Origin of the sequence: Amycolatopsis sp. NPDC059235 (genome assembly GCF_042754125.1) — a bacterium.
Classification (GTDB): domain Bacteria; phylum Actinomycetota; class Actinomycetes; order Mycobacteriales; family Pseudonocardiaceae; genus Amycolatopsis; species Amycolatopsis albidoflava.
Map to the genome: position 1 here is coordinate 13,252 of NZ_JBHZAG010000037.1, position 20,109 is coordinate 33,360.

The 20,109-nt window shown below is 67.9% G+C and carries 18 protein-coding genes; 10 read left to right on the forward strand and 8 right to left on the reverse strand.

Annotated elements, in window-relative coordinates:
- Positions 1-18 precede the first annotated feature (18 nt).
- The 8 genes from ACFXI3_RS23650 to ACFXI3_RS23685 all read right to left on the reverse strand — a co-directional run bounded on the left by ACFXI3_RS23650 (position 19) and on the right by ACFXI3_RS23685 (position 8,420).
- Positions 19-1,002: an aldo/keto reductase gene (locus ACFXI3_RS23650; protein ID WP_378402260.1), complete on the reverse strand. Its 984-nt coding sequence runs from the start codon at positions 1,000-1,002 to the stop codon at positions 19-21.
- A gap of 22 nt (positions 1,003-1,024) precedes the next feature.
- Positions 1,025-2,389: an MFS transporter gene (locus tag ACFXI3_RS23655; RefSeq protein WP_378402156.1), complete on the reverse strand. Its 1,365-nt coding sequence runs from the start codon at positions 2,387-2,389 to the stop codon at positions 1,025-1,027.
- A 199-nt stretch (positions 2,390-2,588) separates the two neighbouring features.
- The gene (locus ACFXI3_RS23660; protein ID WP_378402158.1) at positions 2,589-2,966 is read right to left on the reverse strand and encodes a cobalamin B12-binding domain-containing protein; all 378 of its coding nucleotides are present in this window, start codon (positions 2,964-2,966) and stop codon (positions 2,589-2,591) included.
- The gene (locus ACFXI3_RS23665) at positions 2,963-4,519 is read right to left on the reverse strand and encodes a methylmalonyl-CoA mutase family protein (RefSeq protein ID WP_378402160.1); all 1,557 of its coding nucleotides are present in this window, start codon (positions 4,517-4,519) and stop codon (positions 2,963-2,965) included. Before ACFXI3_RS23665 ends, ACFXI3_RS23660 begins: the two co-directional genes overlap by 4 nt.
- Before the next feature lie 16 nt (positions 4,520-4,535).
- A complete protein-coding gene (locus ACFXI3_RS23670) occupies positions 4,536-5,318 on the reverse strand; it encodes an IclR family transcriptional regulator (RefSeq protein ID WP_344286728.1) in 783 nt (260 codons plus the stop codon).
- 38 nt (positions 5,319-5,356) lie between these two features.
- The gene (locus ACFXI3_RS23675) at positions 5,357-5,743 is read right to left on the reverse strand and encodes a Zn-ribbon domain-containing OB-fold protein (protein WP_378402163.1); all 387 of its coding nucleotides are present in this window, start codon (positions 5,741-5,743) and stop codon (positions 5,357-5,359) included.
- Positions 5,734-6,912, reverse strand: a complete 1,179-nt coding sequence (locus ACFXI3_RS23680) for a thiolase family protein (RefSeq protein ID WP_378402165.1) — start codon at positions 6,910-6,912, stop codon at positions 5,734-5,736. Before ACFXI3_RS23680 ends, ACFXI3_RS23675 begins: the two co-directional genes overlap by 10 nt.
- Positions 6,909-8,420 (reverse strand): AMP-binding protein, encoded by a 1,512-nt coding sequence (locus tag ACFXI3_RS23685; protein ID WP_378402167.1) that lies wholly within the window; start codon positions 8,418-8,420, stop codon positions 6,909-6,911. Before ACFXI3_RS23685 ends, ACFXI3_RS23680 begins: the two co-directional genes overlap by 4 nt.
- A 166-nt stretch (positions 8,421-8,586) precedes the next feature.
- On the opposite strand from ACFXI3_RS23685, the gene ACFXI3_RS23690 reads away from it, so the two are divergent.
- The 10 genes from ACFXI3_RS23690 (at position 8,587) to ACFXI3_RS23735 (ending at position 20,067) form a co-directional block, all read left to right on the forward strand.
- Positions 8,587-9,534, forward strand: a complete 948-nt coding sequence (locus ACFXI3_RS23690) for a nucleoside hydrolase (protein ID WP_378402169.1) — start codon at positions 8,587-8,589, stop codon at positions 9,532-9,534.
- 478 nt (positions 9,535-10,012) lie between these two features.
- Entirely contained in the window at positions 10,013-11,896 is a 1,884-nt protein-coding gene (gene dnaK / locus ACFXI3_RS23695; RefSeq protein WP_378402171.1) for a molecular chaperone DnaK, read from the forward strand.
- A 5-nt stretch (positions 11,897-11,901) separates the two neighbouring features.
- Complete coding sequence (locus ACFXI3_RS23700; RefSeq protein ID WP_378402173.1) at positions 11,902-12,396, forward strand: nucleotide exchange factor GrpE; 495 nt, start codon at positions 11,902-11,904, stop codon at positions 12,394-12,396.
- On the forward strand, positions 12,396-13,316 hold the full coding sequence (locus ACFXI3_RS23705) for a DnaJ C-terminal domain-containing protein (RefSeq protein WP_378402175.1): 921 nt from the start codon (positions 12,396-12,398) through the stop codon (positions 13,314-13,316). The genes ACFXI3_RS23700 and ACFXI3_RS23705 overlap by 1 nt, the downstream gene beginning before the upstream one ends.
- On the forward strand, positions 13,313-13,618 hold the full coding sequence (locus ACFXI3_RS23710) for a chaperone modulator CbpM (RefSeq protein WP_344286714.1): 306 nt from the start codon (positions 13,313-13,315) through the stop codon (positions 13,616-13,618). The genes ACFXI3_RS23705 and ACFXI3_RS23710 overlap by 4 nt, the downstream gene beginning before the upstream one ends.
- 2 nt (positions 13,619-13,620) lie before the next feature.
- Entirely contained in the window at positions 13,621-16,245 is a 2,625-nt protein-coding gene (gene clpB / locus ACFXI3_RS23715) for an ATP-dependent chaperone ClpB (RefSeq protein ID WP_378402177.1), read from the forward strand.
- Positions 16,246-16,249: 4 nt separating this feature from the next.
- Entirely contained in the window at positions 16,250-17,428 is a 1,179-nt protein-coding gene (locus ACFXI3_RS23720) for a PucR family transcriptional regulator (protein WP_378402178.1), read from the forward strand.
- Positions 17,429-17,430: 2 nt separating this feature from the next.
- Positions 17,431-17,766 carry a hypothetical protein gene (locus ACFXI3_RS23725; RefSeq protein ID WP_378402180.1) on the forward strand — a complete coding sequence of 112 codons (336 nt, stop codon included), beginning with the start codon at positions 17,431-17,433 and terminating at the stop codon, positions 17,764-17,766.
- On the forward strand, positions 17,763-18,680 hold the full coding sequence (locus ACFXI3_RS23730) for a Dyp-type peroxidase (RefSeq protein ID WP_378402182.1): 918 nt from the start codon (positions 17,763-17,765) through the stop codon (positions 18,678-18,680). The genes ACFXI3_RS23725 and ACFXI3_RS23730 overlap by 4 nt, the downstream gene beginning before the upstream one ends.
- Before the next feature lie 4 nt (positions 18,681-18,684).
- Positions 18,685-20,067, forward strand: coding sequence for a glucose-6-phosphate dehydrogenase (locus ACFXI3_RS23735; RefSeq protein WP_378402184.1), 1,383 nt, complete (start codon positions 18,685-18,687; stop codon positions 20,065-20,067).
- The last annotated feature ends 42 nt before the right edge of the window (positions 20,068-20,109 follow it).

A 20,109-nucleotide genomic window follows, 5' to 3' on the forward strand; every position in this document is an offset into this window, starting at 1 on the left:
TTCACCAACCCATCAAGGTCATTCGAGCAACGACATCCGGTCCGGGGAATACCGCTCGCCGGCGATCTGATCCGCAGGCACCGCTTGTTCGATCGCCGCCACGTCAGCGGCGGACAGCGAGATATCAACGGCCGCGACGTTTTCCTCCAGCCTGCTCCGCTTCTTCGTGCCCGGGATCGGCACGACGTCGTCGCCGTGGCTGTGTACCCACGCCAGCGCGAGCTGACCCGCCGTGACACCACGCTGTCGGGCGAGTTCTTCCAGCGCCCGCACGAATTCCAGGTTGCGTTCGAGGTTCCCCTCGGCGAAGCGCGGCTGTGACGTCCGCCGGAAGTCGTCCTTCTCGAAGTCGTCCGTCGAACGGTAGCGGCCGGTGAGAATGCCGCGGCCCAACGGCGAATACGGCACGATCCCGATGCCCAGCTCGCGGCAGACCGGCACCACCTCGTCCTCGATCGTGCGCGACCACAGCGACCATTCGGTCTGCACTGACGTGATCGGGTGCACCGCGTGCGCCCGGCGGATCGTTTCCGCGGACGCCTCCGACAGCCCGATGTGGCGCACCTTCCCGGCCGCGACCAGCTCCGCCAGCGCCCCGACCGTCTCCTCGATCTCGACGGCGGGATCGACCCGGTGCTGCTGGTAAAGGTCGATGCGGTCGACACCGAGTCGGCGCAGGGAAGCGTCGCACGCCTGCCGGACGTATTCCGCGTCACCGCGCACCGAACGCGCCATCGAGTCGTCCTCCGCGCGGACGACGCCGAACTTGGTGGCCAGGACGACGTCGTCGCGGCGGCCGGCGATCGCCCGTCCGACCAGTTCCTCGTTGGCGCCGTAGCCGTACATGTCGGAGGTGTCCAGGAGCGTCACGCCGAGGTCGAGCGCGCGGTGCACGGTCGCGATCGACTCGGTTTCGTCGCCGCTGCCGTAGAAATCGCTCATGCCCATGCAGCCGAGCCCTTGGGCGCCGACGTCGAGCTTGCCGAGATGCCGGGTGGGCATCGCCATGCTGCTTCTCCTTTGCTCAGTGGGCTGGATCGCTCGCGGCGGCGGGTTCGGCTGCCACCACTGGCTCGTTGATGTCTTTCAGGTGGGTTTCCGGCATGAGGAGCACGGCGCCGAAGGTGATCGCGCAGACCGCCGCCATGTAGATGGCCACCGACATCGAGGATCCGGTCGCCGCGTACAGCGACGTCGCGATCAGCGGAGCGAACGCACCGCCGATCACGGCCCCCAGCTGCACGCCCAGCGAAACGCCGGAGTACCGGAGCCCGGTGGAGAACGCCTCGGCGAAGAACGCGCCCTGCGGTCCGTACATCGTGGTGTGCATCAGGCCGAGGCCGACGATGAACGCGACCAGGATCAGGAACGTCGACTTCGTGTTCAGCAGCGGCCAGAACGCGAACGAAAAGGCGCAGAGCATCCCCGAACCCGCCAGCAGCATCGCGCGCCGTCCGATGCGGTCTGAGATGGCGCCGGACACCGGGAGCAAGACCAGCTGCACCCCGGCCGCCACGAGGACGGCGAGCAGGATGGTGTCCTTGGACAGCCCCAAAATCGCGGAGTTCGTGCTGTAGGAAACCGCGAACGTCATGAACAGGTAGTAGGTCACGTTGATGCCGATGTAGGCGGCCGCGACCAACGCGATCTGCTTGTAGTGGACGCGAAACGCGCGCAGCACGGGGGAGCGGCCGGCGGCCGGTTTCTTGACCTGCTTGAGCCGCCGGAACGCGTCGGTGTCCTCGAGGCGCAGCTGCAGGTGGATGGCCAGCCAGACCAGCACGGCGCTGGCGAGGAACGGAACGCGCCAGCCCCACGCCTCGAACGCCGCGGGCGAGGTGAACCGGATAGCCGCGATGAAGGCGAGGTTGCCGAGAATGATGCCGCCCGGACCGCCCGCCTGCGCGAAACTGGAGAAGAAGCCGCGCTTGCGGGGCGGCGCGCTCTCCATCGCGAGCAGGACGACGCCGCCGAGCTGTCCGCCGACCGCGATGCCCTGCAGAAAACGCAGCAATACCAACAGAATCGGCGCGGCGACCCCGATCACCGAGTGCGTCGGCATCAGGCCGATGAGCGTCGACGCGAGCCCCATCCCGGCGAGCGCGCCGATCAGCGCCTTCTTGCGGCCGTGCACGTCGCCGATGTGGCCGAAGAGCACGCCGCCGAGCGGCCGGGCGATGAAGCCGACCGCGAAGGTCGCGAAGCTGAGCAATGCGCTGGTCAGCGCGGTTTGCTCGGGGAAGAAGAGCTGGGGGAAGACCAGCGCCGCCGCGGTGCCGTAGATGAAGAAGTCGTAGTTCTCGATGCTCGAGGCCGAGAGCGCGGTCACCGCGACCTTGGCCAGTCTCGTCTCGGGTCGTGCCTGGGTCGGTTCCTGCGCCGGCGCCATTGCCCGCTCCTTCCGCCACCTTCGACGGCCGTCGGGACGAAACTCTCTGTGTTTCGTCCAATGAAACGTGCGAACCACTACGTGATATGGCTTGTCTACTCGCCCTGGTCACGCAGGTCAAGGGGGGTCTTGCCGGGCCTCTTGAGGGCAGGACCGGGACCTCCCGATCGGCTGAGCGGGAGGCGGGTAGAGGACGGCGTCAGGTCGCCTCGCGGAACGCCGTCACGATCTCCTCCATCGAGGCACCGGGCCCGAAATGCCGATGCACGCCCGCCGCCATCATGCGCTCGATCTCGGCGGGCTCATCGATGCCGCCGGCGAGAACCGGGACGTCTGCGCCTTCGCGGCGTAGCCCTTCGACGGTCAGCGAGGCGAAGTGACCGAGCCCGCCGCTGAGACAGCTGAGCCCGACGGCGTGGGCGTCCTCCTGGATGGCGACGTGGACGATGGTGGTGGTGGGGACGCGTTTGCCGAGGTAGATGACTTCGAATCCGGCGTTGGCGAGGTGTTTGCCGATGAGCCGGACGCCGACGTCATGGCCGTCGAGTCCGAGTTTGGCGAGTACGACGCGTGTCATCTGTCGAACCCTTCCCGGGTGGCACCGACGATCTCGGCGGAGGTCGCGCCGGCACGCAATGCCTCGATGCTGGGCTGGACGAGGTTCTCGGTCCCAGCGGCCGCGGTCTCGACCGCCTTGAGCGCCCGGTCGACCAGCGCGGTGTCGCGGCGGCGCTTGTGCTCGGTGATCCGCTCGACGGCCTCCCGCTCGACCTTCGCGAAGTCGATCTCGCCCGAACTCTTGCCCGCGAACCACTCAGCGCGGGCCTTGGCGTCGAATACGCCGTGGCCGACCATCAGCCGCTCGCCGGTCCGCAATTGTTCCTGGCGCGCACCGCGGTTTTCGTCGATGCGCCCAGCGATGTAGCCGTTCTCGATGGCTTCCAGCGGGCCGCCGGCTTCGGCGAGCCGGTCGAGTTCGAGCCGGACTTTGCGCATCACCTGCTCGTCCACGTCGCGCAGTTTGGCGCTGCCCGCGAGCGGATCGATCGTCGTCAGCGTGCCGTGCTCGTACGCGACGACCTGCATCGTGCGCACGGCGAGCGCGGCGGCGTCGGCGGACGGGATGCGCAATGCCTCGTCGTAACCGGTGGCGCAGAGGTAATCGACGCCGCCGAGCATGGACCCGAGCACGCTGAGCGTCACGCGCGGGATGTTGACCAGCGGTTCCTCGGCGGATTCCAGCCCGTGCGCGTAGCCCATGAGCTTCGCGACGGGTTGTTCGGCGACCGGAATGCCGTACCGGTCACGCAGAATCTCGCTCCACAAGATCCGCGCGGTGCGGAAAACCGAGGCCTCCACGAACAAATCGCTGCGCTCGTTGAGGAAGAACATCAGTTTCCCGGCGACGTCCGCGGGTTCGTAGCCGCGCGCGACCAATTCGTCCAGGTATGCGATGGCGTTGCCGAAAGCGAAAGCCACCGCCAGCAACGGACCCGCGCCCGCGACGTCGTAATGGTTGGAGCAGACGGTGAGCGCCGCTCCGGGCATGTCCTCGTCGATCGCGAACGCCACGCAATCGGCGGCGATCCGCAGCGCTTGCGCGGGGGAGTGGATTTCGGTGCCGCGCGCGGTGAATTCCTTGAGCGGATCGTTCTGCATCACCAGCTTGACGTGCCGGGCGTCTCGATCGGACAGTACACTGTGGACCATTCCGAGCGCGACGTGTCCGAGCGAGTTCTGCAGCATCCCGACGCTGTCCGCGGCGGCGAGATCGAGCCGGGAACAGATCGTGGCGAAGTCGTCGAGCGTCGCGCAGGACACTCCGGCCCGGCCGACCTGGGCGTGCGAAAGCTCGTGGTCGGGGTCGAAACCGAGCTGCGAGGGGAGGTCGGCGGCCAGCAGAAACGACTCCGCGCCGACCTCCTGCAGCACGGCGAGCCGTTCCGCGGTCATCGCGGGCGGGCCGAGTCCGGAGTAGACCATGAAGCGCGGCCGGAACGGTCCGGGCTCGGCGATCCTGCTGTCGCTCCAGGCTTTCAGCGCGGGCTCGGCAGTGGTCGGCTCGTACCGCGCGCGGAGCGAAACCCGGCCGTCGTTCGCTGTGGTGCTGTCGTCGCCATCGTGGGGCACTGGACCTCCGTCTCGTTCAGTCCACTTCGGACGCTCCGGATACCGTCGCCGAAATCCGGGCCGCGACTTCCCGTACGTGTCGTTCGATCTCGGCGATTTTCTCCTTGCCGAGACGGCCTTCCGGCCCGATGACGCTCAACGCCGCGAGCGCGAAACCGTTCGCGTCCGTGATCGGCGCGGTGACGCCGACCGCGCCCACCGCCCGTTCGCCGTGGCTGTGCGCGATACCAGCGGCCGCGATGCTCTTCAGCTGGGCGCGCAGGGTTTCGAGGTCGGTGATCGTGTTCGGCGTCGTCGGGTCGAGCGGGAGGTCCTTGAGCAGGCGTTCGCGCTCCGCCTCGGGCATGAACGCGAGCAGCGTCTTGCCCGCCGACCCGGTGTGGATGCCCTCGGAAACGCCGACGCCCGCGATGTAGCGGATGAGGTGCGGACTCGGGAGTTCCTTGACACAGATGCGGGAACGGCCGGCGCGCACGTGCACCGCGACGGTCTCCGCGGTGACGTCGCGCAGTTGCTCCAGCGCGTCGGTCGCCTCGAAGATGAAGCCCGCGTTCCCGTTCGAGATCGACGACATCAGGTGAAAACAGCCGGGGCCGAGCCCGTAGTGTCCGCTGGCCTGGTCCTGCACGACCATTCCCTTGGCGCGCAACGTGCTCAGCAGCCGGTACGTCGTCGGCTTCGACAGCGAGACGACCTCCGCCACGTCGCCGAGCGTGAGCGGATTGTGCCCGAGCGCGAACAGGATGTCGATCGCCCGGCTGACCGCGCGGACTGTGGAGCCGTCGGGGGTTTCAGTCACTGGCCACCTCTGCGTTTTCGTCGAGTGAGGTCACCGTATCAACCAGCGAAACGCTCGGGTACGAACCAGTAGCGCGGCGTCTCGCCGATCCTCACCCGCACGGCCATCCCCGCCTCAGGCTCGTCTCCGTCCGTCCTGACCTGGCCGAATACCATCGGCCCGCCGTCGTCGAGGGCGATCTGGCCGAGCGTGTACGGCGCGGGCAGCCCGGGCCTCGCGACGTGCACAGTCGTGTAGGTGAGCAGCACGCCGCTCGCCGCGAAAGTGTGTTCGGCGGGCGCAGCTGTCCCGCATCGATGACAGACCGCGCGCGCCGGGAACGAGGCCGCACCGCACTGCCCGCAACGGCTGCCCACGAGCGCGGACCCGTTGTCGCGCGGCCGTTCGGCGGTGGTCGGAACCTGCAAAGCGGCGTTCAGTCCCATGGCTCGGTCCTCTCCAGCAGATGCACGCTCGAGACGGCTGACTCGCCCTCCAGCCAGCCGCCGTTGTTGTGGGCGAGGCCGATGCGCGGACGCTGGGTCTGCCGTCCGGTCGCTTCGCCGCGCAACTGCCAGGTCAGCTCGGCGATCTGGGCCAACCCGGTCGCCCCCACCGCGTGCCCGCGCGACGACAGCCCGCCGCTCGGGTTGACCGGACGGGAGCCGTCGATCTGGGTCGCCCCGCTGTCGAGCAGCGCGCCGGCGTCGCCCGGACCGCAGAAACCGAGCTGCTCGTACGCGATGAGTTCGGCAGGAGCCATCGCATCGTGCACCTCGGCGACGTCGACGTCCTCGGGTCCGAGCCCCGCCTCCGCATACGCCGCCGCCGCGCACAGTTCGGTCAGCGACGGTTCGTTTCCGGTGGTCGTGTACCCCGTTGCGGCCTGCGACGCCCTGATCCGGATGCTCGGCCTTTCGTTCGCTGGCACCGCCCCGCGTCGTGCCACCACGACCGCCGCCGCACCGTCGCAGATGGAGCTGCACATCAGCAACGTCAACGGATCAGCGATCGGCCGCGAACCCAGCACTTCCTCAGGACTGACGACTTTCCGGTGCTGTGCATAGGGATTGCGCTCGCCATTGGCGTGACTCTTGACGGAAACCGCGACCAGATCGTCCACCGTCAGCCTGCCCTCCGCGATGAGCTTGCGCAGCCGCATCCCGTAGACCGCGGTGAACTGCAGCCCGATCCCGGACACCACGTCGAGATCGCCCGCGGACTCCAACGCCGCGAGCGTCCGGGAACGGTCCTCCACGAACATCTTCTCCACACCCGCGACCAGCACGACGTCCGCCGACCCAGCGCGGATCGCGAGGACGGCCTGACGCAACGCAGTCGACCCGCTCGCGCAAGCGTTCTCGACGTTCGTGACGGGGATGCGCTCGATCCCGATCTCCCGCATGACCGATTGACCGCGGATCATCTCCTGCCCCTGAAGCAATCCCGCCATCGCATTGGCCGCGTAAACCGCGTCGAGGTCGCGCACCTCAAGCCCGGCGTCAACCAGCGCGGACACACACGCGACGCGATTGAGATCCTTCAGCGAGGAATTGGGGTACCGGCCGAAGGGATGCATCCCCACGCCTAAGATCTCAATGTCGCCGGTGTTCACTCGAACCCTCCGATCAGCTTGTCGCGCAATTCGACCCGGTCGACCTTCCCGTACGGCGTGCGCGGAATGGCGTCCCAGATCTCCAGCCTTCGCGGCGTGCGAATCCCCAGCCGGGGCCGGACGAACTCGATCAACTCCTGACTGGACGCGGCTTGGGCGTCCCGCAACCGCACCACCGCCGTGACCGCGTCGCCCCAGCGCGGATCGGGAAGGCCGAGCACCACCGCCTCGCTGACCGCGGCGTGCGCCGACAGCTCGTTCTCTACCTCGCGAGGAGCGATGTTGTACCCGCCGGAATTGATCATTTCGTCATTGCGCCCTTGGAGATGGACAAACCCGCGCTCGTCCGCCCGCGCGAGATCCTTGGTGCGCAACCATCCGTCGACCAGAGCCGCCGCCGTGGCCTCGGGTTTGCGGTGATATCCGGACATCAAATGCGACCCGCGCACATAGACTTCCCCGATCTCCCCGGCCCGAGCCACCCGGCCGTCCTCGGTGCGCACCTCGACCGCTACCGACCGCCAAGGCCGCCCCGCGGACTGCCTCGCGTACGGGTCAAGATGATCGGCCTTGCTCAGGCAGGTAATCGTCATCGGCGCCTCGGACTGCCCGTAGTCCTGCACCAACGTCGGCCCGAACCGATCGAGCGCGCGCTCCAGCACCGGCAACGCCACGCTCGACGCCCCGTAGACGATCGTCTCGAACCCCCACTCGCCGCGCGCCGCGTCCAGTAATGGTTCGAGCATCGCCGGAACCGCTTTGAGCGTGCGGAAATGCCCCTCTCGGGACCGATGCCACACTTCATCCGCGTCAAACTTCGGCATGACGTGCACGCCCGCGCCACTGATCAAATACGGCAGCACAAAGTACCCCGACGCGTGCGAAACGGCCTGGGTAAGCAAAACCCGTTCCCCTTCGCGGACCGGTGCCAGCTCCAGCAGCAGATTCAGCGCCACCTCGCGCAGCGCGCGATGCGACAGCACGACTCCCTTGGGCCGTCCGGTTGTCCCTGAAGTGTAGGAAATCCACGCCGCGCCTTCAGGATCGAGGTCGCGCAACACCGGCTCGGATTTCGCTTTCGCGATGAGACCCTCGTACGTGTGTTCAAAGCTGGCGTCTTCCTCGAACGGGATCACCGCGATGCCGAACTCCTCGGCCAACGCGTGCGCCTCCGTTGCGAACCTCGGTGCGAAAAAGAGCGCTCGGAGCCCGGCATCCTCGGCTACGTAACGGAAATCCTCCAGATGCAGCCGCGCGTTGAGCGCCACCCGAACCCGCCGCCCGAGCGCCAGGGCACAGTCTGTCTCGACAAACTCCGTGCGGTTGTCGGACAGAATCCCGACACTCGCGCCCTCCGGAATGCCGAGCGCGTCCAAGGCATTGGCCAACCGCTCCGCGCGGTCGAGCAGCTCGCCGAAAGTACGCGCCGTACGCCCGTCGTCGACCGCCCTGAGGCCCCGGTAGGAGGCCCCCGCGCGACGAAGCAAGTAGGCGGTGTCGAGAACCATCCGAGCGGCCTCCCTTGCTGAAGGTGTTTCATCTGGCGACAAGAACGTATTGTCTGATGAAACGAACTGTCAAGGGGGTGTCCGCCGGGGAGGTCCTCGGCCGGAGCGCGCTCGCGGGCGGCGTCGAAGAATTGCGTCACTCGCGGGCCTCTGGAGAAGATGCCTCATGGCAACCACGACCACCGTCATCGTCGACCAGGACGGCGGTGTTGACGACGCGCTTGCCCTCGTTCTCCTCGCCCGCACCCCCGGCGTCGAGATCGCCGGTGTCGGTTCGGTGCACGGCAACGTCTCTGCGCCTGCCGCGGCCGACAACGGCTTGCGCGCCCTCGAGATCGCAGGTGATCATTCGACGCCCATAGCAGTCGGGGCGTCGGAGCCGCTCGCCCGGCCGCTGCATCTGGCCCATCCGGAAGATCTCCTGGGCAAGGCGGCGGGCTCGCCGAAACGGAAGCCCGTGCGGGAGGAAACCGCCGCCGAGCAAATCGTCCGGCTCGCCCGGAAGAGCCCCGGCTGTGTCGATCTCCTGACTCTGGGCCCGCTCACCAATGTCGCGATCGCCCTGGACGCCGAACCCGAACTGCCCCGGCTGGTCCGGCGCGTGGTGGCGATGGCCGGAGCGTTCGAGGCGAAGGGCAACATCAGCGACTACGCCGAAAGCAACGTATGGCACGATCCCGAGGCAGCTGCCCAGGCCGTAGCGGCAGGGTTCGACCTGACGCTGGTTCCTCTCGACGTGACCCGCAAGGCCACCGTCACCCGGCTCTGGCTCGAACGTCTCGCCGCTGATGAAGATCGGCTATGGGGACGAATAGCGACAATGCTCCTTGCTCTGCCGGGGAAGTTGCCGGCTTTCCCGCTCCATGACCCGCTGGCCGCCGCGATCCTGCTCGATCCGGAGATCGCCAGACTTCACCGCACGTCGATCACGGTCGACCTCGGGGAGCAACGGCGTGGACAGACGCGAGCCGTCAAGGCCGAGCACCTGGCAGGGGCGGCTGTCGCAGTCGCCGCTGACACCAGTAGGTTGCTTGCGCAGTTGACGTACGCTTTGCTGCCTGGCCGGGCTCCCGTTCGAGGGCGGGCCTCACGGACGAGAGCGCACCCAGGCTGAAGACCTGACTTCTGTTTCCCGGGAAGAAGACGGCCGCTCGAGCCGGACGCGGGATCTGGAAGGTCGACTTCACCGAGAACGCCGAACTCATCACCTTCGAATTCGACCGCGATTCCCTCCGTGTGACTCCGACCTGCCTGAAAACCGCATTGCATTGCTCCGTTGACGAATTCGTGGACGCTGGGACGAGGTTCATCGCAGGAGAACTGCAACGGGTGATGCTGGAGTACCCCGCGCTGGCTGGCAACCAAGCCGCACGTGCGCTAGCGGGGCACGTGGGTTTGAGAAGCCAGCCGATTGTGTGGCGGAACAATATTCTTTGGTGCGCTCCACAATCGTCAAGCGAATGCGCTGGACAAGGCGAAACCCAAGATCATTTAGCCTTGACGATCCCTTTCCTTCTCCAGTACACCAGACCTCGAACCCGTCCTGTCCTGAGGTCTCCGGATAGGAAAGAAATCCCGGAAAGGAACGCGTCGTGGCGAAAGCGGTGGGCATCGACCTGGGGACGACCAACTCGGTCATCGCGGTGCTGGAGGGCGGCCAGCCCGAGGTGATCGCCAACGCGGACGGGGCCCGGACTACCCCGTCGGTGGTCGCGTACACCGATTCGGGCGAGCGGCTGGTGGGGCAGCTCGCGCGGCGGCAGGCGATCATGAATCCGAAGGGCACGATTTCGTCGGCGAAGCGGTTCATCGGCCGCCGCTACGACGAGGTGGCCAGCGAGATCGACGCGGTGTCCTACGACGTCGTGCCGGGGCCGGACGACGCGGTGCGGTTCGACGTGCACGGCAAAAAGTACGCGCCGGAGGAGGTTTCGGCGCTAGTGCTGCGCAAGCTGGTGGACGACGCGTCGAAGTTCCTCGGCGAGAAGGTGACCGAGGCGGTCATCACGGTCCCGGCGTACTTCAACGACGCGCAGCGCCAGGCCACGAAGGACGCGGGCCGGATCGCCGGGCTGGAAGTGCTGCGGATTATCAATGAGCCGACTGCGGCGGCGCTTGCCTACGGGCTGGACAAGAAGCAGCACGAGACGGTGCTGGTGTTTGACCTCGGCGGCGGCACGTTCGACGTCAGCGTCCTGGACATCGGCGACGGCGTGGTGGAAGTCCGCTCGACCGCGGGGGACACGCATCTGGGCGGCGACGACTTCGATCGCCGGGTTGTCGACCATCTCGCGGACCAGTTCGAGCAGGAGAACGGCATCGACCTGCGCGCGGATCCGCAAGCGCTGCAACGGTTGTTCGAGGCCGCGTCCAAGGCTAAGGAAGAATTGTCCTCGGTCACGCAGACCACGATCAACCTGCCGTTCATCACCGCGGACGGCTCGGGCCCGAAGCACCTCAACACCACGCTGATGCGCTCCACGTTCGACCAGATCACCTCCGACCTGGTCGAGCGCTGCAAAGTACCCGTGGAGCAGGCGCTCGCCGACGCGAAGCTCACCGCGCACGACATCGACGAGGTCATCCTGGTCGGCGGCTCGACGCGCATCCCGGCGGTGCAGGCGCTGGTACGGCGGATGACCGGCGGCAAAGACCCGAACATGACGGTCAACCCGGACGAGGTCGTCGCCCTCGGCGCGGCGGTCCAGGCGGCCATCATCAAGGGCGAGGCCAAGGACGTCCTGCTGCTCGACGTCACCCCGCTGTCGCTGGGCATCGAGACGATGGGCGGCGTGATGACCAAGGTTATCGACCGCAACACCACGATTCCGGCCCGGCGCAAGGAAACCTTCTCCACCGCCGAGGACAATCAGTCCGCTGTGGACATCGTCGTGCTGCAGGGCGAGCGCGAAAAGGCGGCGGACAACCGGGTGCTCGGCCGGTTCCGGTTGGAGAACATCCCGCCGGCTCCGCGCGGAGTGCCGCAGATCGAGGTCACCTACGACATCGACGCCAACGGCATCCTCAACGTCTCGGCCAAGGACACCAATTCCGGCCGGGAGCAGACCATCACCATCTCCGAAAGCTCCAATTTGGACTCCGCGGACGTCGATCGCATGGTCGCCGACGCGCAGGCGCATCGGGCCGAGGACGCCAAGCTGCGCGAGGTCGTCGACGCCCGCAACACCCTGGACAGCGCCGTTTACCAGGTGGAGAAAAGTGTCACCGAACTCGGCGACGCGGTGCCGCTCAACGAAAAGGCTCGTGCGGAGAACCTTGCCGTGGATGCCCGGGACCTCCTCAAACAGGACGCGCCGAGCCTGGAGAAGCTGCGGTCGATGACCTCGGAACTCCAGCAGTTGTTCCACGGCCTGGCCGCGGTCGCGTCCACCGCTGGCGACGCGCCCGCCGCACATGCCACGGGACACGGCGACGACGGTGACGACGTGGTCGACGCCGAATTCACCACCTCCTGATCGCCATGGAGAACAAGCAGCAAGACGCAGCCGCGGAACCGGAAGGCAACACCGACGTCTCCTGGCTCCAGTCGAGGGTCGCCGAGCTGGAGAACAACTGGCGCACGGCGATGGCCGATCTCGACAACCTGCGCAAACGGACCGTGCGGGACACCGTCCAGGTGCGCCGGCAAGAACGCAAGCGGGCCGCCAAGGAATTGCTGACCGTGCTGGACAACTTGGACCTGGCCATCGGGCACGCCGAGGCGGACCCCAAGTCCGTCGTCTCCGGCGTCGAAGCGGTGCGGGCACAGGCCGACACGGCGATGTCCAACCTCGGCTTCCCCCGGCACGCGGACGAACAGGGCGCACCGTTCGATCCGCAGTTGCACGAGGCGGTGTCGGTGGTTCCGGCCGTGGGCGTCGAGCCGGGCACGGTGGTTCAGGTCGTGCGCCCCGGCTACGGCGACGTCGAGAACCAGCTGCGGCCCGCGGCGGTCGTGGTCGCGAAGGCGGATTGATGAGCGATAGCGAGGACTTCTACCAGCTGCTCGGCGTCTCCCGGACGGCGGGCCAGGACGAAATCCAGAAGGCGTACCGCAAACTCGCCCGCAAATACCACCCGGACATCAACAAGGACCCGGGCGCGGAGGAGAAGTTCAAGGCCGTTTCCGAAGCCTACGACGTGCTCTCCGAACCGGAGAAGCGCAAGCGCTACGACGCGTTCGGCAAGGACTTCCGGCAGGTCCCTCCGGACATGGACCCGGAAACCTACGCTCGCGCCAAGTCCGGCGGCGGTTTCCAGAGCGCCGAAGGGGTCAACTTCGAGGACCTCTTCGGCGGAATGTTCGGCGGCGGCTTCCAAGGCGGCTTCGGCCGTCAGCCACGCGGTCCGATTCCCGGTGCCGATCAGGAAGCAGGCGTCGAGATCAGCCTGGACGAAGCTTTCCGCGGCGGCCGGCGTTCGTTCACCCTCGACGGTCCGGAGGGTTCGCGCACGGTCGACGTCAACATCCCGGCGGGAGTGATCAACGGCAAGCGCATCCGGCTGGCCGGGCAAGGCGGCTACGGCAGCGGCGAAGGCGCACCGCGCGGCGACCTCTACCTGGTGGTGCATCTGTTGCACGACAAGCGCTACCAGGTCGAAGGACGGGACGTGACCGTCGATCTTCCTTTGCTGCCTTCAGAGGCGGCGCTGGGCGCGACCGTAGCGATGGACCTTCCCGGCGGCGGCGAAGCGAAGCTGAAGATCGCGGCAGGGACCTCCAGCGGCCGAAAGCTGCGGTTGCGCGGGCGCGGCATCCCGAACTCCCGGGGAAATCCCGGCGATCTGTACGCCGCGGTCAAGATCGTCGTCCCCAAGGACCTGACCGACGCCCAGCGCAAGCTCTACGAGGAATTGGCCGCGGCCACCGACGAAAACCCGAGGAGGCCGGGATGACCTACGCGCTCGTGCGCCGCCGCCCCGGCGCGGCGCAGCTGGATCTGCCGACGTTCGCGCACGCGACCGGCCTGCATCCGGAGCTGGTCCGCCGGTTCACCGTGCTGGGCCTGCTGGAACCGGTCGAGGACGCGCGCGGCGAATGGTGGTACCCGGTCGCCCAGGTGTCCGCGGCGGCCCGGATCCAACGGCTGCGCGCCGGATTCTCGCTGAACTACGCCGCGGTCGGCCTGGTCGCCGACCTGCTCGACCGCATCGCGGACCTCGAAGCGGACCTCCGATCCCGACGCAGCGGAGACTGATCATGGATCCCAATCGGCTCACCCAGAAATCCCAGGAAGCACTGCACGACGCCCAGACCGCCGCGCTGCGGTACGGCCAGCCGGAGGTCGACGGCGAACACCTGCTGCTCGCGTTGCTCGACCAGCCGGACGGGCTCGCGTCGCGGCTTCTCGACGAAGCAGGCGCGGATCCGGCCCGGCTCAAACAAGAGCTGGAAGCCGAACTCGGCCGCCGCCCCAAAGTGAGCGGCCCCGGCGTGACTCCCGGCGAAACCCGCGTGACCGCCCGGCTCGCGAGGGTGCTCGACGCGGCCGATCGTGAAGCCGGCCGGTTGAAGGACGATTACGTGTCCGTCGAACACCTCGTCGCGGCGTTGCTGGAGGAGGGCAGTTCGAGCGCGGCCGGACGGCTGTTGCGCGGCGCGGGGCTGACCCGGGACAAGTTCCTGGAGGTGCTGCGGAAGGTGCGCGGCAACCAGCGCGTCACGTCGGCGACACCGGAATCCGCTTACGAGGCATTGGAAAAGTACGGCCGCGACCTCGTCGCCGACGCGGCGGCGGGCAAGCTGGACCCGGTGATCGGACGCGACGCGGAGATCCGCCGGGTGATCCAGATCCTGTCGCGCAAGACGAAGAACAACCCGGTGCTCACCGGTGATCCGGGTGTGGGCAAGACCGCGATCGTCGAGGGGCTCGCGCAGCGCATCGACCGCGGCGACGTGCCGGAAGGGCTCAAGGGCAAGACGGTGTTCTCGCTCGATCTCGGCGCGCTCGTCGCGGGCGCGAAGTACCGGGGCGAGTTCGAGGAGCGGCTGAAGGCCGTGCTCAACGAGGTGACCTCCGCCGAGGGCCGGATCCTGTTGTTCGTCGACGAGCTGCACACCGTCGTCGGCGCGGGTGCCACCGAAGGCGCGATGGACGCGGGCAACATGCTGAAACCCATGCTGGCGCGCGGCGAACTGCACCTGATCGGCGCGACGACCGCGGACGAGTACCGCAAGTACATCGAGAAGGACGCCGCGCTGGAGCGGCGGTTCCAGCCGGTGCTGGTGGACGAACCGTCCGTCGAAGACGCGATCTCGATCATGCGCGGATTGCGCGAGCGGCTCGAAGTGTTCCACGGCGTGAAGATCCAGGACAGCGCGCTGGTCGCCGCGGTCGTGCTGAGCCACCGATACATTTCGGACCGGTTCCTGCCGGACAAGGCGATCGACCTGGTCGATGAAGCGTGCGCGATGCTGCGCACGGAGATCGACTCGATGCCCGCCGAACTGGACGAGCTGAGCAGGCGGCTGACCCGCACCGAGATCGAGGAAGCCGCGCTCGCGAAGGAAACCGACGCGGCGAGCAAGGCACGGCTCGAAGAACTGCGTCGCGAGCTGGTCGACCTCCGCGCTGAGGCGGGCGGGATGCGGACGCAGTGGGAGGCGGAACGCTCCGCGCTGCACAAGGTTCAGGCGCTGCGCGAGGAGATCGAGCAGGTCAGCCGGGACGCCGACTCCGCCGAACGGGCCTACGACCTGAACAAGGCCGCCGAACTGCGCCACGGCAAGCTCCCCGAGCTGGAACGTCGGCTGGAAGGCGAGGAAGAACTGCTCGCCACGCGGCAGGCGGGCACCCGGTTGCTGCGCGAGGTCGTGACCGAGGAGGAAATCGCGGCGGTCGTGTCGCGGTGGACCGGAATCCCGGTCAGCCGCCTTCAGGAAGGCGAGCGGTCGAAGCTGCTGCGCCTGGACGAATTGCTGCACGAGCGCGTGATCGGCCAGGACGAGGCGGTGCAGCTGGTCGCGGACGCGATCATCCGGGCGCGGTCGCGGATCAAGGACCCGCGCCGCCCGATCGGGTCGTTCCTGTTCCTGGGCCCGACCGGGGTCGGCAAGACCGAGCTGGCGAAGGCGCTCGCCGCGGATCTGTTCGACACCGAGGACAACATCGTCCGGATCGACATGAGCGAGTACCAGGAGCGGCACACGGTGTCGCGGCTCGTCGGCGCACCGCCTGGGTATGTCGGTTACGACGAAGGCGGCCAGCTCACCGAAGCGGTGCGGCGCAAACCGTATTCGGTGGTGCTGTTCGATGAGATCGAGAAGGCGCACGCAGACGTCTTCAACACCCTGCTGCAGGTGCTCGATGACGGGCGGCTGACCGATTCGCAAGGCCGCACGGTCGACTTCCGCAACACCGTCATCATCATGACCTCCAACATCGGCGCGCACTTCCTGATCGACGGGGTGAACGCCGAGGGCGAGATCACCGAGTCCGCGCGCGGCGAGGTGATGGCGGCGCTGCGCGGGCATTTCCGGCCGGAGTTCCTCAACCGCATCGACGACATCGTCCTGTTCAAACCGTTGACGCTGCCGGAGATCGAACGGGTCGTCGAACTGATGCTGGGCGACCTGCGCAAACGGCTCGCCGAACAGAACATGACCCTGGAGGTGTCCGACAAAGCACTGCGCTTCATCGCGGAACAAGGCTTCGACCCGGTCTACGGCGCCCGGCCGCTGCGCCGGTTCCTCGCCCGCGAGGTCGAGACCCGGATCGGCCGCGCGCTGCTCGGCGGCGAAGCGCATGACAACACGACCATCGACGTCCGCCTCGACGACGGCACGCTCACGGTGACGTGCCGGGACGCCGAGGCTGCGGCATGATCCGATGACCATAGGCGAGCTCGTCGCCTGGGTTCAGCCGCGCCTCCCGCGGCTGATCGACGAGATCTGCGCGACGGCGTGCGAACGGATCGGCCTTTACCGGGACGAGAAGATCGTGCCGCGCGCGGACCTGCACCGCTCGATCGCGGTCAACGTGCGGTTTCTGGTCGACTCGCTCGGCGGCATCGAGGCCCCGGACCAGGGCGCCCCGCAGGAGACCGGCAGCAGGCGCGCGCACCAGGGCGCGCCGCTGCCGGAGGTGCTGCAGGTGTACCGGATCGGCTGCGCGATGCTGTGGGACCTGCTGGCCGCGCATGCCCGCGAGACCGGCAGCGTCGACGTGCTGATCGACGCCGCGAGCCTGCTCTGGCAGCTCACCGACGAGCACGCCGTCCGCGTGACCGAGGCGTACCGGGCGGCGAGCGCGGAACTGCTGGTCGCCCAGCAACGCCGCCGTTCCGCGCTGGTCGAAGCTCTTTTCACCGGCCAGCGCCTCTCCGAAGCCGGGCCGTGGGAAGCCGGACGGCTGCTTGGCCTGCCGCTCGACGGGAAACTCGCCGTCGTCGCCGCCGAGACCCGCGGGCTGGCCGAGGAAAGCCTGCCCGGCATCGAACGGCGGCTCGGGCAGCTCGGCATCGTCTCGGCCTGGCAGCTCACGCCCGTGCTGCAGGCCGGGGTGGTGTCGGTGCGCGACGGGCAATACAGCGCGGTGCTGACCGTGCTCAACGAAGTCGCGTTGACCCGCACCGGGGTCAGCCCGCCGTACACGTCGCTCGCCGACACCCCGCGCGCACTGCACCTGGCGCGCACCGCGCTAGCCGGCACGCCGCCCGAACGCGTCGAGGTCCGTGCCTTCGACCCCAGCCCGCTGGCCGCGCTCGTCGCCTACGACCCCGACGAAGGCCGGCGGCTCGGTGACCAGGTCTTCGGCCCGGTCCTGGATTTGCCCGCCGACGAACGCGATCTGCTGCTGGAGACGCTCGAGGCGTACTTCTCCGGCGGCGGATCTTCCGAACGCGCCGGACAGACCCTGCACTGCCACGCCAACACCGTCCGCTACCGGCTGCGGCGGATCCGGGAACTCACCGACCGGTCGCTGACCGACCCCCGTGACCTGGCCGAGCTTGTCACCGCGATGCAAGCGCTGCGGGCCGGGATTCCAGCCCACTCTCAAAGGGATTGACCATGAACCAGATCACCGCGAAAACCCTCGGCACCCCCAGCGGCGGCCTCTTCGACAACCCGTGGCCGCCCGATTTCCCGGCCGCCGGACAGCGCGTCGCGATCTTCGCCTACGAAGTGACCAGGGTCGACGGCACCGCCGAGGGCGACATCCGCACGTATCACGTCGGCCCCGCCGAAACCGCGGCGCGAGGCCCCATCGGATCCAGCCACGACGAGCCGCAGGGCATCACCACGGCCTGGCGCGGGTGCGGCACCGGCACCGTCACTTCGATGTCGGCTCCGCTGGACCGCGAACGCACCTGCGAGGTCATCCCGGACGAGGCGGGCCTCCTGTGACCACGCCGCAACCTGTTCTCGCCCAGTTGAGCGAAAGCGCGATCTTCCTGACGCTGACGATCAATCCCGGGGGAGAGGCCGCCGTCCTCGACCTGCTGCCCGACCTCGCCGGGCTGGTCCGCTCCGTGGCTTTCCCGCTGCCGGAAGAACGCCTCACCTGCGTGACGGGCTTCGGCTCGCAAGCCTGGGACCGGCTTTTCACCGGCCCGCGCCCGCCCGGCCTGCATCCCTTCCGAGAACTGACGGGTTCGCGTCACCACGCGCCCGCCACACCCGGCGACGTCTTCCTGCACATCCGCGCGACCCGGCAGTACCCGTGCTTCGAATTGGCCCGGCGGGTGGTGAACCGGCTCGGCGACGCGGTCTCGGTGTACGACGCCACCCCCGGGTTCCGCTACTTCGACCGCCGTGACCTGCTCGGTTACGTCGACGGCACGGAAAACCCCACCGACGCCGCCGCGGCCCGCGCAGCGCTCATCGAGGACGGTCCCTTCGCCGGCGGATCGTTCCTGATCGTGCAGAAATACGTCCACGACCTGGCGAAGTGGACCGCGATGCCGGTGGAGGAACGCGACCGGTCCGTCGGCAGGCATCTCGCCGACGACATCGAAATCCCGGACGCGCGGAAAGCGCCGGATTCGCACGTTTCACGCACCACGATCGAGGATCCGGACGGCACGGAACACAAGATCCTGCGCGACAACATGCCTTTCGGCTCTATCGCCCGCGGCGAGTACGGCACCTACTTTTGCGGCTACGCGGCCGATCCCGCGGTGACCGAGAAGATGCTGGAGCGGATGTTCGTCGCCGATCCGCCAGATCTCCTCCTCGACGTGTCCACCGCGGTCACCGGCAGCCTGTTCTTCGTGCCCACGGCCGATTTCCTCGACGATCCGCCGGTCCGGCAGGGCTGAACCGATGGCGGACTGGAACGCCGGAGCACTGGTGATTTTCGGGATCACCGGGGATCTCGCGGCGAAAATGACCCTCCCCGCGCTCTACCGGCTCGAACAGCGCGGCGAATTGCGGTGTCCGGTCATCGGCACCGCCACCGCTTCGCTTTCCCCGGACGAATTCACCGAACTCGCCCGCCGCTCCGTCGAGAAGGCCGTCGACGACTTCGACGACGCGGTGTTCGCCCGCCTAGCTCGGCGGATGACCTACCTCAGCGGCGGTGCCACCGATCCTGAGCTGTACCAAGCACTTGCCGCACAACTGACCGCCAGACCGCTGTACTACCTGGCGCTGCCGCCTTCGTTGTTCGCGACCGTCGTGGACCAGCTGGCCGCCGCGGGCCTGCTCGCCGACGCCCGCGTGGCGCTGGAGAAACCCTTCGGCACTGATCTCGCCTCTGCACAGGAATTACGCCGGCGCCTGAGCGAAGTCCTCGACGAAAAGCAGGTGCTCCTGGTCGATCACTTCCTCGGCAAAGAACCGGTCACCGAAATCGAATACCTGCGGTTCGCGAACCACGTGCTCGCCGAACTGTGGGACCGCGACAGCGTGGCCGCGATCCAGATCACGATGGCCGAGAAACTGGACGTCGCCGGGCGCGGCCGGTTCTACGACCAGGTCGGGGCGCTGCGCGACGTAGTGCAGAACCATCTGCTGCAACTGCTGGCGCTGGTGGCGATGGACGCGCCGGTCGGGCCGAGCGTGGCGGATCTGCGGGCGAAGAAACTCGAAGTGTTCCGGGCGATCCCGGCCGTGGACCCGGGCGATTGCGTGCGCGGCCAATACGAGGGCTACCAGGGGGTGCACGGGGTGGCGGCCGGATCGAACACCGAAACCTATGTCGCGCTCAAACTTTCGATCGACAACTGGCGCTGGGCCGGGGTGCCGATCTTTCTGCGAGCGGGCAAATGCCTGCCCGAGAACGCCACCGAGGTCCGGATGATCTTCAAACGCCCGCCGCCGCTGCGATTCCTGCCGGACGCCGCACAGGTCGAGGCGAACCAGCTGGTCCTGCGAATCTCGCCGGACCCAGCTTTCCGGCTTCGTCTGTCCGGTTTGGACAGCGCACAGCAATGGCGCCCAGTGCGCCTGGACACAACCTTCGAGCGGGACCTGGGCAAGCCGCGATCGCCGTACGAACGCCTGCTGGCCGACGCACTCGAAGGCGACGACCGGCTGTTCGCCTGGCAGGACGCGGTAGAGGAAAGCTGGCGGATTCTGCGCCCAGCCCTGGCCTATCCCCGCCCGGCGCGGCTGTACGCACCGGGAACGTGGGGACCCTCCGCCGCGGATGACTTGGTGGACGGACACCCGGCTTGGCAATTGCCCTGGCTGTCCGCAACCTGACCTCCCTCGCCCTCACTCGACACACGCCCACCCACCCCATGT

Excerpts from the sequence above, each read along its gene's own strand:
- ACFXI3_RS23650 (WP_378402260.1), bottom strand. The coding sequence starts at position 1,002 with ATGCCCACCCGGCATCTCGGCAAGCTCGACGTCGGCGCCCAAGGGCTC.
- clpB (WP_378402177.1), top strand. The coding sequence starts at position 13,621 with ATGGATCCCAATCGGCTCACCCAGAAATCCCAGGAAGCACTGCACGAC.
- ACFXI3_RS23675 (WP_378402163.1), bottom strand. The coding sequence starts at position 5,743 with ATGGGACTGAACGCCGCTTTGCAGGTTCCGACCACCGCCGAACGGCCG.
- ACFXI3_RS23705 (WP_378402175.1), top strand. The coding sequence starts at position 12,396 with ATGAGCGATAGCGAGGACTTCTACCAGCTGCTCGGCGTCTCCCGGACG.
- ACFXI3_RS23660 (WP_378402158.1), bottom strand. The coding sequence starts at position 2,966 with ATGACACGCGTCGTACTCGCCAAACTCGGACTCGACGGCCATGACGTC.
- ACFXI3_RS23700 (WP_378402173.1), top strand. The coding sequence starts at position 11,902 with ATGGAGAACAAGCAGCAAGACGCAGCCGCGGAACCGGAAGGCAACACC.
- ACFXI3_RS23710 (WP_344286714.1), top strand. The coding sequence starts at position 13,313 with ATGACCTACGCGCTCGTGCGCCGCCGCCCCGGCGCGGCGCAGCTGGAT.
- ACFXI3_RS23725 (WP_378402180.1), top strand. The coding sequence starts at position 17,431 with ATGAACCAGATCACCGCGAAAACCCTCGGCACCCCCAGCGGCGGCCTC.
- ACFXI3_RS23690 (WP_378402169.1), top strand. The coding sequence starts at position 8,587 with ATGGCAACCACGACCACCGTCATCGTCGACCAGGACGGCGGTGTTGAC.
- ACFXI3_RS23735 (WP_378402184.1), top strand. The coding sequence starts at position 18,685 with ATGGCGGACTGGAACGCCGGAGCACTGGTGATTTTCGGGATCACCGGG.
- ACFXI3_RS23685 (WP_378402167.1), bottom strand. The coding sequence starts at position 8,420 with ATGGTTCTCGACACCGCCTACTTGCTTCGTCGCGCGGGGGCCTCCTAC.
- ACFXI3_RS23720 (WP_378402178.1), top strand. The coding sequence starts at position 16,250 with ATGACCATAGGCGAGCTCGTCGCCTGGGTTCAGCCGCGCCTCCCGCGG.
- ACFXI3_RS23655 (WP_378402156.1), bottom strand. The coding sequence starts at position 2,389 with ATGGCGCCGGCGCAGGAACCGACCCAGGCACGACCCGAGACGAGACTG.